We start from the raw sequence: 12,791 nt of genomic DNA, 5'->3' as shown, positions 1-12,791 counted from the left end.
GGCTTTCATATGGCATCATTACAGCAACTGATTGCATTACAACAAACGGGGTATGATATTTTTCCTCATTCAAAACTAACTTTCCGGATACGCTGATTATTAAAATCGGCGATATAGAGATTGCCCTGGGTATCGGCACACATATCGGAAGGGCTCATAAACTTGGCTACGGACGGATCACCGTCCTGGAATCCTGAAAAAGAAAGATCGGGTTTGCCGGCTACTGTAATGACCATGCCAGCCTTGGTTATTTTACGCAGGGTATTGCTGCGATCGTCGACCAGGTATATATTTTCCTGTGCATCTACCCACATGGCTCTTGGCCCATCAAATTTGGCCGTAGCAATGGGTCCATCCAGGTGGCCTGCAGTGGTACCGGCAATGGTAGTAACGACTCCAGCAGCTGTAATCTTCCTGATCTTTGCATTAAAATAATCAGCTACATAGAGTATACCATTGGCATCGCAATAAATACTACGAGGTGTATAGAATTGGGCGGCTGTTGCATTACCATCCAGGTATCCCCAATTACTGCCAGCCAGGGTACTCACATTGCCGGAGGGGTAATCTTCCGCACTTTATAATTGTTGGCATCAGCCACATAAAAATTACCCTGGGCATCAATGGTAATATCCTCCGGGCCGAAGAATTTGGCAGTGCCTGGCGCCCCATCCTGGTAGCCTATTGTGCTACCGGCAAATGTAGACACGATACCACCTGGTGTAATTTTGCGAATACGATCATTACCCTGGTCGGCTACAAAGATATTGCCCTGAGGATCGCTGCATAAACCCTGTGGATTCCAGAACAGGGCTACCGAGCCAGGTCCTTCAGCCAATCCCCGCACGCTGCCGGCAAAGGTGGATACGGTGCCAATTCCATCGGCCGACAAAGTGATCTTCCTGATCTTTTGGCTATAATGATCCGATACAAAGAGATTACCCTGGGGTCGATACAAATTCCACGTGGGCCATCAAATTGGGCAGCAGCGCCCACCCCATCCTGGTAGCCTTTGGTACTGCCTGCTACAGTGGACACCATTATGGTATAGGTATAATTGAATACAGGGCCTGTAACGGTTTTACTTTTTACGGTTACTGTTACAGCGCCTGTTCCTGCACCCTTGGGCACTTCGACAACGAGCTGGGTGGTAGCGGCACTGGTAATCTTGGCCGCTTTATTGTTAAATTTCACTTCATTGTCGGCCGGGGTAGTTGAAAAATTGGTACCGGTAATGGTTACCACGGTATTGAATACACCATTGTCGGGTGCAATGGTACTGATGGTTGGTGGTGTTGCAACAGGAGGAGGTGTAACCGGCGGTGGCGTACCGCCGCCTCCCCTTTGCTACAACTTACAGCTGTTGCGACCAGCAAAAACAGGCATATTTTTATGATGTTGTTTTTCATGTTAATAACTTATAATTAGGTAATACACTTCAAAGGGAAAGCGGATGTACAGGCTCCATCCTTATCCAAAATTGTAATACAAAGGCGGGAAGGGGAAACCTCAATGAGCCATTCACAGGAATGGGTGAGCCGGCGGAAAGTCGCAACCGGCCCTTTCAGAGTCCTTTTACACATCCGGTATTTGTTCATTTGGCTGTACCTTCAAACAATAAATATTCAGGTAGTGAACAGGGGAACTCAACTAAAATTCAAACAACTGTTAGTGATCGTCATTGCCTGGATGCTCATGGGATTGTTGATGACGGTTTACGACCTGCTGGTATTGCTTACAGACAATACGCTGGGTTTATCGGATAAATATTCTTTTACTATTTCAGCCACCCGCAATATTGGGGCCGGTTTGGTAGGGGCCCTGATAGGCGGCAGCCTGCTGGTATTTTATGTCAATGTAAAATACCAGGACAAGCCTTATGGTTATACGATCTTCATTGTTTGTATTTCGCTATTGCTTATTGTAGCTTTTATTTCGGTATTGATGGGTGTGATCCTGGTGCCCATGCGTACGGGAAAGTCATTGACTGATCCGGTTTCGTGGGCAGCCTTTCAAAAGTTCTTAAAAGACAGTTCGCATATCAAAGCCACTATTTTCTGGGGATTTGTAGTAGGCATTACTCAGCTATTGCTGCAGGTGAACCGCAAATTTGGACAGGGTGATTTCTGGAACATTATCATGGGCCGTTATAATACGCCCAAAGAAGAAAAGCGGATATTCATGTTCCTGGACCTGAATGCTTCCACCACCATTGCGGAGCAATTGGGCAATGAAACGTACCATGCATTGCTGAAGGATTTTTTTGCGGATATCACAGCGCCCATCCTGGAAAACAAGGGGAATATTTATCAATATGTGGGGGATGAAGTGGTAATAGCCTGGAATTATGAAGATGGCAAGGAAAACCTGCAATGTATCAGGTGTTTCTTCGACATGAAACTGCATATCCAAAAGCTACAAGGCAAATACCTGCAGCGTTATGGGCTGGTACCCACCTTTAAAGCGGGCATGCATTGCGGAAGGGTCATTGCAGGAGAGGTGGGTATTATTAAAAGGGATATTACGTATTCGGGCGATGTATTGCACACTACTTCCCGCATACTAGACAAATGCGGGGACCTCAATGAAGAGGTGATTGCCTCCTCTGACCTCTTATCAGAATTGTATTCGGTCAGAAACTACATCATCCGTTCATTGGGCGCCATTAAGCTCAAAGGCAAAGAAAAAGAAGTGATGCTGGTGGCCTTAAAACCGGCTTAGCAGCGGGTTTGTAACCTAGGCCACTTCTGCTCTTTTATTGTATTTATTCTTATAGTCGATGGGTGATAAGCCGGTGATCTTCTTAAACACGGTCCGGAAAGCCTTGGTATCGGAATAGCCTACTTCATACATCACTTCATTTACATTCTTCCGGCTACTTTCGAGTTGCTTTTTAGCAGCTTCTATTTTCACGCGTTGGATGTATTCCACAGGGGTATTGTTGGTGGCTTTCTTAAAACGCCTTTCAAAGTGCCGGCGGCCAATGGCAAATTTTACAGCCAGCTCTTCTACGGATATCTTTTCGGTTACATTCTTTTCAATAAACTCCTGTGCCTGCCGGATGGGTTCATCTTCATGTTTCTTCTGTCCATTAAACATGATAAAGGGTGATTGGCTTTTCCGGTCTATCTCCACGGCAAAGAACTTGGAAGCAAAAATGGCCATTTCCCGGCCTACATATTTCTCTACCAGGTATACCAGGAGGTTCCAATAAGAATTGGCGCCACCGCTTGAATAAAGGCCTTCTTCTTCCGTAATGATCTTATCATCCACGAGGGTTATATCAGGAAACATATCCCGGAATTCATTGGCATAGATCCAGTGGGTAGAGCATTTGCGCCCATTGAGGAGGCCGGTGGAAGCCAACAGGAATGCACCAATACAAAGGCTGGCCACTTCGGTTCCTTTGGCGTGGTGTTTTACGATCCAGGAATGAAACCTTTGTTTTTTTCAGGGCTACTACCAGGTCGCCGCTAAGGGCTGGCACAAAAATGAGGTCGGTTTTTTTAACATCCTCCAGTAGTACATCGGCATGTACAGAAAAGGCGCCCTGGTTTAAACGCACTTCTTTGGTAAGTCCTACCAGCTCTACTTTAAACAGGGAGGTTGACCCGCTCTAGCCAGAAAATCATTGACGGCTGTAAAGATCATGCGGGGGTCGGTAATACTTGTTAAAACTGCCTCTTCGGGCACCAGGATAGATATGTGTTTCATCCGTATTTTTTATTTGTTTAGTTGGCCGGATAATCCTTACGGACCATCCGGATCATGTAAAGCAATGACTGGTCACCGGGCAGGTAAATGCCATGTGGAATACTGTAAGGGGAGTAAAAAATCAGTTCTGTGGAACCAAATTTATAACAATATGGTTACACATTCAAACGATTTTTGATGACAGGGCATTACTATTTTAAGGACATTATAAAACATTCAAATAGTCATTTGGTTCAAAACCAGGGGTTGCCGGCCTTGCGCCCCGCGCCATGTCCCAATTCCTGCCATTCCCTTGGTTTTCATGTCGCAAGAACCCCTCAATTAGTCGCAACCACACGCTATGGAGGCAACCCTCGCTGTGTAGATTTGTAGGAGCAAAGAAGAAACTGATGCGTAAAATAATTGTATCGATCAATATGACCCTCGACGGCTTCATGGCCGGCCCTCACGGAGAATTGGATTGGCATTTTCCGCTGTGGAATGATGAAATGGCCAGTTTTGCGTATGAACAGTTGTGCCTGATTGACAGTATTATGCTGGGACGGGTTACCTACCAGGCCATGGCCAGTTACTGGCCTTATGAAGGCAATAACGGCAGCTATGGGAGGCTGGACTGTGACTACGCCAACAAGATGAACAATTACGCCAAGATCGTATTCTCCAAAACGTTGCGCACGGTGGAATGGCGCAATGCCCGGTTGATCAGGAAAGACATTGCCAAAGAGGTAAGCGCCCTGAAACAGCAGCCCGGGTTGGACATCATCATATTTGGCAGTGGCAGTATTGTAAAGCGGTTAATGAAACTGGGACTGATCGACGAATTTGTATTATGGGTGCACCCCGTAACGCTGGGCAAGGGTATTCCCCTGTTCCAGCAAAGCAACCAACAATATCCTCTCCGGCTGTTAAAAACCAAGGCCTTCAGTTCGGGGGTGGTGGTGCTTTATTATGAAAAGGTTGCCCGATCCGGCCGTTCCGTTCGCAGGGAGCGTCCAAAGCCTTTATTGAAAATCGCCTGACCTACCAGTACCTTCCTGCCTTGCTGATGCCGGCCTCTCCTACCTTGCTGGGAGTTATAATAAGCGCAAACGATTCCGCATTATTTAGCCCTGCTAATTACCTACCTTTTACAGGTTGTTGGTAATTCATAGCTTTAAGCAGTCTCCTTTTACCAGCAAGTCATTCACCAGGGTGATTCAATCAAAAATGCAGGGAACTCATGAAAGAACCATTGCTTCGCGCCGTAAATTCATTGGGCAAGCCGGATTAACCTCTGCTGGCTTACTTTCATTTAAGCTGCCCTTATGGACGAAGAAATTGATAGAACTGGTTTCAATAGGTAAGCAGCCGCTTCATAATATACCTGCCAATAAAAACCTGGACCCAGCCTGGGTAAGATCATTGTACCAAAGGACACATGTGACCACTTATCTCAAGTCGAAGAATGAGCTTAAATACATTGGTATGCCGGCTGGCGGATTACATGCAGGCACAGTTTACCTGGGTGGCGATGGACGCCTATGGCTTTGGGGTATTTACAACGACGCGAGGGAAGGTATTGACCCTAAAACGGTACTGTGGAATGATGGTACTCAGGAAGTAAAAGTGCGCAACCGGGATGGCGCCAGTTATGTGGAGCCAGCTATTGCCTCCAACAAGCGGGTATTGGAACAGGGATTTGCCATCAAGCTGGAATACAATGGCCATGTGTTGATCAAAGAATTAAAGGAGGAAGATTGGGAGGAAATTAAGTTTGAGGCCACCTATCCTACAGCAACCATTCATTACCTGGAGGCTGGTTGCCCGGTAGAGGTCATCGTAAAAGCAGGTGGTATATTCATCCCTTTGGATGCAGACAGCTCGGCCATTCCTGCTACGATTTATTCAATTACCCTGAAAAATAAAACCAACCACCGGCTTACAGCATCCATCGTTGGCTGGTTTGAAAATGGGGCTAGAAAGATCAGCGCCAAGGAACCTGATGGCGTAAGGCAAAACACAGCCATCCACCAGGATACCTATTGCAGTATATTGGGTGATTTCAAAGCAACGAACCTGGCTACCCCCACTACCGTGGATGAGGGAAGCACCTGCATTACGCTGGTGGGAGGTGGTGGAAAGGTAAATACGAATGCAGCACCCTGGCCTGTTGACAACGCCACCTTTACCAAACAGGATCTGCTGCCAGTTGAAAAACCAGCGACTGAAAAATTAGTCGGTTCTATTAGCACGCAGGTGGTGGTAGCGCCCGGAAAAACAGTAGAAGCCAATTTTGTGCTCAGTTGGCACTTCAATCACCCGCTTCCCAAGTTGACTAAATTGAAGGATACCAAAGAAGGTTACTATTATGGTAAGCGTTTTAAAAATGCTGGTGAAGCAGGCGCCTATATTGCCCAACATTTTCAACAGCTTTTTGGTCAAACCCTGCTGTAGCAACAAACCTATTATGACTCCACTTTACCGCATTGGTTTTTAGAAAGGTCGCTGTTAAATATTGGCACGTTGGCCACAGCCAATACGTATCGCTTTGGGACGGATCGTTTTTGGGCATGGGAAGGCGTTAATGCCTGTGAGGGCAATTGTACGCATGTATGGATGTATGCACAGGCAGCAGGAAGGATCTTCCCTTCGCTGGAGAAAGATACCAGGCAAAGAACCGACCTGGGCATTGCCTTGCGGGAAGATGGAGGCATTATCTTTCGGGCAGAATATGAAAGCCGGCCGGCCATTGATGGACAAGCCGGGGTAATCCTGCGCATTTACCGGGAACACCAGATGAGCACTGACGATACCTTCCTAAAAAATAATTGGGCCCAAATAAAAAAGGCCACCGTTTTCCTGCTGGCACAGGATAAGAATGGAGACGGCATGACGGATACGCCCATGGAAAATACGCTGGATGCGGTATGGGAAGGAGAGATTGCGTGGATCGTTGGGCTTGGTATTGCTGACACAAAAGCAGCCCAATTGATGGCTGAAGAAGTAGGTGATCCCTCTTTTGCAAACACTTGTAAGGAATATGTAGCAAAGGGGAGCAAGAATATGGCCGACAAATTATTCAATGGCTCCTATTTTATTCATCGCCCCGATGCCATCCAAGGCAGGAAAAACTGGGCTCTTACAACACCTGTCATATTGACCAGGTATTTGGACAAAGCTGGGCTTTCCAGGTAGGACTGGGCAGGTTATGGGATAAAGAAAAACTTTGCAGGCTTTGCGCTCATTGTGGCAATACAATTTTGCACCGGATGTAGGCCCGTATATTAAAACGCATACAGGCGGCCGGCCTTATGCCTTAGCAGGCGAAGGGGGATGGTGATGAATACGAACCCTTCTAATGAACCGCAATCTTATGGCGAGGATGTGACCTGGCAGTTGGGTTATTTTCATGAGTGCATGAGTGGATTTGAACACCAGGTAGCCAGTCATATGATGGCCGAAGGCATGACCAATGAAGCAATGGTATTAACCAGGGCCATTCATGACCGCTATCATGCAGCCAAAAGAAATCCTTTCAATGAAATAGAATGCAGTGACCACTACGCACGGGCTATGGCCAGTTATGGTACTTTTATTACTGCCTGCGGCTTTGAATACCACGGCCCCAAGGGTCATATTCGTTTTGCTCCCCAATGGAATAAGGACAATTTTAAAGCCGCTTTCACGGCAGCCGCCGGCTGGGGAACTTATTTACAACAGGTAATAGGAACAAAACAGCAACACAGTTTGACCGTAAAATATGGTGTACTGCGGTTACAAAGCATTAGCCTGGAAAACGTAAAGGCAACAAAGTTCAAGTCTGTTTCAGTGGTGGTGAATAAACAACTGGTGCCAGCCCACTATACACAGCAGGGTACTGAACTGGTGGTAAGGCTTGCATCGCCAGTCCTGATTCAAACCAATCAATCCATGACGGTTTCGTTTCAATAAGCAATCTCCCACGACGCTCAATTCTTTCAACAAAAACAGTGGCGCCAATGCCCGCTTGCCGGCTGTTTTGGAGGGCCCTAGGTGCATAAAAACGGGTTCACTTATTGGGGCAATAAGCTAACTTGCGCCCATGCATGCGCTCAATGATGTTCACCAGCAGTTTGCCGAATACTTTGGGATACCGGCATTGAAACCGTACGCTTATCTATTATCCAAAAACTTAGTGAAGGCCATATTTGCCTTTACCTGGATAAGCTGGGGGCCAATGTGGAAGAACTGCCTCCTTATTACCATCATTTACTGAGCAATGGTCAGTCGCTGGAAAGTATTCCCCTGGTTGGCAAAAATGGGAATGACAAACACCCTTTTGTGTTGTTTCAGAACAGGCTTTACCTACAGCGGTATTTCCGGTATGAAACAGGTTTCCTGCAGCGCATAAGGCAATTCCTGGCAGAAGAAAAAGAGCAATTGCCCCAACGACTGGCGCTATTACGTCAGCACCAAACCTATATCAGTCAATTATTTCATAAAACGGCGCCTGGCGCTTTGGATTCAAGGACGATCTGGCCGACTGGCCACTGGCAGCCGCCATTACGGGCATCCTGAGCAATTTCACCATCATTACGGGCGGCCCAGGTACGGGTAAAACCACTACGGTGGCTAAAATATTATCTATCCTGTATGCTACGAATCCCGACTTGAAAGTGGCACTGGCAGCACCGACGGGAAAAGCAGCCGCCCGTATGGCGGAGAGCCTACGGCAAACTACCATACCATTGGAGGATTCGATCCGGGAAAAGTTCCAATCGCTGCACCCTTCCACCCTTCACCGGCTGCTTAAACCGATGCCCAATACGCCCTACTTCAAACACAACCAGGCTTATCCATTGAATTTTGATGTAGTGATCGTAGATGAGTGCAGCATGATCGATGTTGCCTTATTTGCCAAATTACTGGATGCTATTGCGTCTGGCACACGGCTGATCATGTTGGGCGATAAAGATCAGCTGGCATCAGTAGAAGCAGGCAGTTTATTTGGCGATCTCTGCCTGGCGCAGCCTACGCTTAATCAATTTACCAGTGAAAGACTTTCACTGATCAATGAATTTATTGATGAGCCTAAGTACCGTATAGGCAATAGCCATATCAGCAAACAGCATGGGCATCCTTTATTTCAGCACCTGGTAGAGTTACGCCGCAGCCATCGTTTTAGAGGTCATTCGGGCATAGGTTCATTTAGTAAGGCGGTAATACGAAATGATGCAGGGGCTTTGCAGCAATTCATCCCGCCTGCCCAGGATGAGCAGGTAGTTATTGATCCTTTGTACAGTCATGAGTTGTTTGAAAAGTTCATAGCTGGCTATGCCGATTTCATCCGGGAAAAAAATATACCAGCAGCACTCAAAAAAATGAACGCCTTGCGGGTATTGTGTGCCGTACGGGAAGGGGAACAGGGTTTATACGCCATCAATAACAGGATAGAAAAATACCTGGATAATAAAAAGCTGATCCAATATACTGTTCCATTTTATGAGAACCGCCCCATTATCCTGACGCGGAATTATTATGAGCATGGATTATTCAATGGGGACACAGGTATCATACGCGCCAATGAACAAGGCACGCTGATGGCCTGGTTTGAAGACAGTAGCGGAACGATCAAAAGCATCATGCCCGGGTACCTTAGTGAAGCAGAAACGGTATTTGCCATGACGATCCATAAAAGTCAGGGATCTGAATTTGATGAAGTACTGGTAGTACTGCCCTCACTGGCCGATTCGCCCTTGCTTACGCGGGAATTGTTGTATACCGCGGTTACGCGGGCTAAGAAAAAAGTGTATGTACAGGGATCAAAAGAAACAATACTGGCAGCGGCACAACGGGTAGTAGAAAGGGCCTCTGGAATTGGCGCCCGTTTTCAACCCGGGCAACTGGAACTTATTTTCTAATTACGACGCAATAAGCCAATGGCACTGTACCTGAAAATTTCAAATTCATTGGATAGCCTTGCTACGGGGCTGGCGGGGAGCTTGTCGGAAGCTGGCGAAAGTGTATTTGATCCCCACTATATTGTAACGCAAACGGAAGGCATGAATAACTGGCTGAAGCTGCAAATAGCTCATCAGATAGGTATTACTGCCAATTGCCGTTTCCTGAAACCCAATGAACTGGTACACCAGCTTTATTACCTGCTGGGGGGCACCTATTCGGAAATGCTTTCCGCTGCTAATCTTAGCTGGTTATTATTTAAACTATTGGGAGAAAAAGAATTCATTACCCGTTTCCCTGCCATAGCCGATTATTTCACGCATGCGGGAACAGATGAAGATACACGGCGGATAGCGCTGGCAGAAAAAGTAGCCGACCTGTTTGACCAATACCAGGTGTACCGGCCAGAACTGATCAAACAATGGAATGAAGGGGTTAGTACCAATGATGCCGATCAAAGCTGGCAACAGTATTTATGGAGGAGTGCCAAAAAGAAGCGGGTGATGCATTGCCCGATAAAACGATGGTAAGCACCTGGATACTGGACAAATTGAAAGAGCCAGCTACCCGGGCGCAACTCACAGCCCGCCTGCCCCGGTTGCAGCTGTTTGGCCTATCCATTATTACGGCCTATCACGTTCAGATACTATTTGAACTGTCGTCCATCATAGACGTGCATTTCTATTTTATCAACCCGGCTCCACTGGTATACTGGTTTGAGGACCGCAGTGAAAAGCAATTGGCCAACTGGCGGCAAAAAGGGTACAAACAAGTAGAGGGCAATATGATTGGCAATACCTTGCTTACCAGCTGGGGCCGCGTGGTACAGGATTCCTTTGCCTTGTTTTTCCAGCACGATGAGTTTTTAAATGCTTATGACGATATCGGCATCCTGCCACCGGTTCCGGATAACCTGCTGCACAAAATACAGCACGACATTTTCAATGCGGCCACCACCAGCCGCAACCCTCTCACGCAAGCCGATCTTACGGATGGATCGATACATATCAATGCCTGTTATACGGTAGCGCGTGAGGTAGAGGTATTGTACAATTACCTGGTACACCTGATCGATAAAAGAAAAGAAACGCTTTCGCCCCGGGATATTGTGGTCATGGTGAGTGATATAGACAGTTATGCGCCGTATATAAAGGCTGTATTCAGCAATGCGCCCTACCAGTTCAGGTTTACCATTGCCGACGAAAGTTATAGTGAGAGTGATAATATTTTTACAGCCTTGCACACCATTCTACTACTGAATGAGGAAAATTTTAAAGCAGAGGCGATATTACAATTGCTGGACTCGTCACTGATCCGCAAACGTTTTGGCCTTACCGATCTGGGGCGTATCCGGCAGGTAGTGGATGCTGCCAATATCCGCTTTGGGTTGGATGGGCGGAAAGATGATGATACGCACCTGGTGAGTTGGGAATATGGGATCAAACGGATCATGTTTGGCATTTGCATGAGCGGTGATATGGTCTACACAGCAGGTACAGATCGTTTTTACCCGCTTGACCTGTTGGAAGGAAGTGAAGCGCAGGAGATCATCCGTTTTTGTCATTTTGCGGAGATACTGATGGATGCTATCCGGCAAAGGAAAGCGCCCGCGCTATTGCAGGCTGGGTAGAATACGTTGAATATTTATTACACAACCTGATATTAGAACCGGAGGAAGATACGGATGATGATTACCATGTGTTGATGAAACACCTGGCAGAATACAACTTGTTGTATGAATACATGACGGAGGAGATCTCCTTCGAGGTGTTTGGGCACAATTTCCTGCAATTGCTGGCTGCTACTACACACAGCAGTTTATTTGCCAATGGTGGTATTACTTTTTGTTCCATGATCCCCATGCGCAGCATCCCCTTTAAGGTAGTAGCCTTGATGGGATTGGATTATGACAAATTTCCCCGGCGGAGCAGGCGGCCAGCTTTAACCTGATGACGCGGCAGCGGCAAAAGGGTGACCGGAATGTGAAAGAAAATGATAAACACCTGTTCCTGGAAACCATTCTTTCGGCCAGGGAATACCTGTACATCAGCTACCGGGGGCAAAATGCCAAAGACAATAGTTTACTCCCGCCATCGGCACTAATAGATGAGTTACTGGATTATATAGAAGCAGGTACGGAAAATCCGGAAGCAGTAAGGGCGCAATTGGTAACGCTTCAACCACTGCATAGTTTTAGTCATCAGTATACCCGGGGAGACCAACGATTGTATAATTACCTGGACGCAGCAACGGGTACAGGCAAAGCCATTATACAACCAGGTAAACCTACAGAGGCATTGAACTTTGAAGAGATCATGTTGGACGACCTGGTACGCTTTTTTAAGAACCCGTTTAAGGTTTACTACAATAAAGTACTGGGTATTTATTATGGTGATGAGCAGGTTTTGCTGGACGATACGGAGCTGTTCAGTTTGAATAAGCTGCAACAATGGGAATTAAAGAACCGCCTACTTACCACCAAGGCCGGAGGCGCCTTGCAGGGTAAACTGCTCATGACGGGTGGACTGCCCTCAAAAACATGGCAACGGTAACACTCAACCTGGTAGAAGAAGAAGTAATACCCGTACGTAGTTTGTATGAAGGCATTACCAACCAGGCCAAGGAACAACCTGTATCCATTACCCTTTCTATTGGCAACAGTATATTGAAAGGCACCATCAGGGGTGTATTTGATCAAAAGCTGGTACACGTATCCTGGTCGAGGAATGAAACCAAGTACCTGACCGAAGCCTATATCCGCTACCTGGCAGGCGTGGCAGCCGATGAAATTACGGGTGCTGTATTTATATCAGGGGCCAAAAAGGAAGCGGCCTATATGGCGGTTCCTATCAATAAAGCGGAAGCCCTGCAACGTTTAACGAAGCTGGTATCCATTTACAAAGCAGGGTTTACGGGGTTCTCCGCTTTCTATCCTGATTTCGATATAAAACCCAAGCAGGTAGCGGACCTTGATCTTGAGCAATTCAGGAAGTTGGTAGAAAAAAAGATGGAACTAAGTGATGATCCTTATATAGTACCGGAATACCGGAAAGGGTTTTATAACAGGGAGGAAGCGCTGGAACAATACAAAGTTATTGCGAGGCATATCCTTATGCCGCTGGCAGAAGTGTTTCCCGGTTATTTTGATTAACAGTTTA

At 46.7% G+C, this 12,791-nt stretch carries 17 protein-coding genes; 13 read left to right on the top strand and 4 right to left on the bottom strand.

The annotated features are described in order from the left end of the window. Nucleotides 1-65: 65 nt before the first annotated feature. Genes RS881_RS08900 through RS881_RS08890 form a run of 3 tightly spaced genes read right to left on the bottom strand, consistent with a single transcriptional unit; the run spans nucleotide 66 to nucleotide 1,245 of the window. Nucleotides 66-551 (bottom strand): NHL repeat-containing protein, encoded by a 486-nt coding sequence (locus tag RS881_RS08900; RefSeq protein ID WP_315820752.1) that lies wholly within the window; start codon nucleotides 549-551, stop codon nucleotides 66-68. After that, nucleotides 548-847 (bottom strand): NHL repeat-containing protein, encoded by a 300-nt coding sequence (locus tag RS881_RS08895; protein ID WP_315820751.1) that lies wholly within the window; start codon nucleotides 845-847, stop codon nucleotides 548-550. The genes RS881_RS08900 and RS881_RS08895 overlap by 4 nt, the downstream gene beginning before the upstream one ends. Continuing rightward, entirely contained in the window at nucleotides 814-1,245 is a 432-nt protein-coding gene (locus RS881_RS08890; RefSeq protein ID WP_315820750.1) for an IPT/TIG domain-containing protein, read from the bottom strand. The genes RS881_RS08895 and RS881_RS08890 overlap by 34 nt, the downstream gene beginning before the upstream one ends. Nucleotides 1,246-1,632: 387 nt before the next feature. Between RS881_RS08890 and RS881_RS08885 the strand changes: the two genes are divergently transcribed. Next, nucleotides 1,633-2,721: an adenylate/guanylate cyclase domain-containing protein gene (locus RS881_RS08885; protein WP_315820749.1), complete on the top strand. Its 1,089-nt coding sequence runs from the start codon at nucleotides 1,633-1,635 to the stop codon at nucleotides 2,719-2,721. A gap of 15 nt (nucleotides 2,722-2,736) precedes the next feature. Here the strand turns inward: RS881_RS08885 and RS881_RS08880 are convergent, their stop codons facing one another. Then, nucleotides 2,737-3,396 (bottom strand): GlxA family transcriptional regulator, encoded by a 660-nt coding sequence (locus RS881_RS08880; RefSeq protein ID WP_315820748.1) that lies wholly within the window; start codon nucleotides 3,394-3,396, stop codon nucleotides 2,737-2,739. Between the two features lie 707 nt (nucleotides 3,397-4,103). On the opposite strand from RS881_RS08880, the gene RS881_RS08875 reads away from it, so the two are divergent. From RS881_RS08875 to RS881_RS62220, 12 genes are all read left to right on the top strand, one after another. Continuing rightward, on the top strand, nucleotides 4,104-4,733 hold the full coding sequence (locus tag RS881_RS08875; protein WP_315820747.1) for a dihydrofolate reductase family protein: 630 nt from the start codon (nucleotides 4,104-4,106) through the stop codon (nucleotides 4,731-4,733). Between the two features lie 187 nt (nucleotides 4,734-4,920). Further along, complete coding sequence (locus RS881_RS08870; RefSeq protein WP_315820746.1) at nucleotides 4,921-6,147, top strand: GH116 family glycosyl-hydrolase; 1,227 nt, start codon at nucleotides 4,921-4,923, stop codon at nucleotides 6,145-6,147. 69 nt (nucleotides 6,148-6,216) lie between these two features. Next, nucleotides 6,217-6,888 carry a GH116 family glycosyl hydrolase gene (locus tag RS881_RS08865; RefSeq protein WP_315820745.1) on the top strand — a complete coding sequence of 224 codons (672 nt, stop codon included), beginning with the start codon at nucleotides 6,217-6,219 and terminating at the stop codon, nucleotides 6,886-6,888. Nucleotides 6,889-7,026: 138 nt separating this feature from the next. Continuing rightward, nucleotides 7,027-7,644 (top strand): hypothetical protein, encoded by a 618-nt coding sequence (locus RS881_RS08860; RefSeq protein WP_315820744.1) that lies wholly within the window; start codon nucleotides 7,027-7,029, stop codon nucleotides 7,642-7,644. 130 nt (nucleotides 7,645-7,774) lie between these two features. Beyond that, nucleotides 7,775-7,948 (top strand): hypothetical protein, encoded by a 174-nt coding sequence (locus tag RS881_RS08855; protein WP_315820743.1) that lies wholly within the window; start codon nucleotides 7,775-7,777, stop codon nucleotides 7,946-7,948. Next, a complete protein-coding gene (locus RS881_RS08850; protein WP_315820742.1) occupies nucleotides 7,912-8,250 on the top strand; it encodes a hypothetical protein in 339 nt (112 codons plus the stop codon). The genes RS881_RS08855 and RS881_RS08850 overlap by 37 nt, the downstream gene beginning before the upstream one ends. After that, complete coding sequence (gene recD, locus RS881_RS08845; protein ID WP_315824406.1) at nucleotides 8,208-9,593, top strand: exodeoxyribonuclease V subunit alpha; 1,386 nt, start codon at nucleotides 8,208-8,210, stop codon at nucleotides 9,591-9,593. The genes RS881_RS08850 and recD overlap by 43 nt, the downstream gene beginning before the upstream one ends. Nucleotides 9,594-9,611: 18 nt before the next feature. Then, a complete protein-coding gene (locus tag RS881_RS08840) occupies nucleotides 9,612-10,163 on the top strand; it encodes an exodeoxyribonuclease V subunit gamma (protein ID WP_315820741.1) in 552 nt (183 codons plus the stop codon). Then, nucleotides 10,109-11,263: an exodeoxyribonuclease V subunit gamma gene (locus RS881_RS08835; RefSeq protein ID WP_315820740.1), complete on the top strand. Its 1,155-nt coding sequence runs from the start codon at nucleotides 10,109-10,111 to the stop codon at nucleotides 11,261-11,263. The genes RS881_RS08840 and RS881_RS08835 overlap by 55 nt, the downstream gene beginning before the upstream one ends. After that, the gene (locus tag RS881_RS08830; protein WP_315820739.1) at nucleotides 11,191-11,583 is read left to right on the top strand and encodes a hypothetical protein; all 393 of its coding nucleotides are present in this window, start codon (nucleotides 11,191-11,193) and stop codon (nucleotides 11,581-11,583) included. The genes RS881_RS08835 and RS881_RS08830 overlap by 73 nt, the downstream gene beginning before the upstream one ends. Next, nucleotides 11,583-12,185 carry a hypothetical protein gene (locus tag RS881_RS62225; RefSeq protein ID WP_315820738.1) on the top strand — a complete coding sequence of 201 codons (603 nt, stop codon included), beginning with the start codon at nucleotides 11,583-11,585 and terminating at the stop codon, nucleotides 12,183-12,185. The genes RS881_RS08830 and RS881_RS62225 overlap by 1 nt, the downstream gene beginning before the upstream one ends. Beyond that, nucleotides 12,173-12,784, top strand: a complete 612-nt coding sequence (locus RS881_RS62220) for a hypothetical protein (protein WP_315820737.1) — start codon at nucleotides 12,173-12,175, stop codon at nucleotides 12,782-12,784. The genes RS881_RS62225 and RS881_RS62220 overlap by 13 nt, the downstream gene beginning before the upstream one ends. Nucleotides 12,785-12,791 lie beyond the last annotated feature (7 nt).

Origin of the sequence: Paraflavitalea speifideaquila (genome assembly GCF_032395985.1) — a bacterium.
Lineage (GTDB): Bacteria > Bacteroidota > Bacteroidia > Chitinophagales > Chitinophagaceae > Paraflavitalea > Paraflavitalea speifideaquila.
This window is presented reverse-complemented; position numbering and strand designations above follow the sequence as displayed.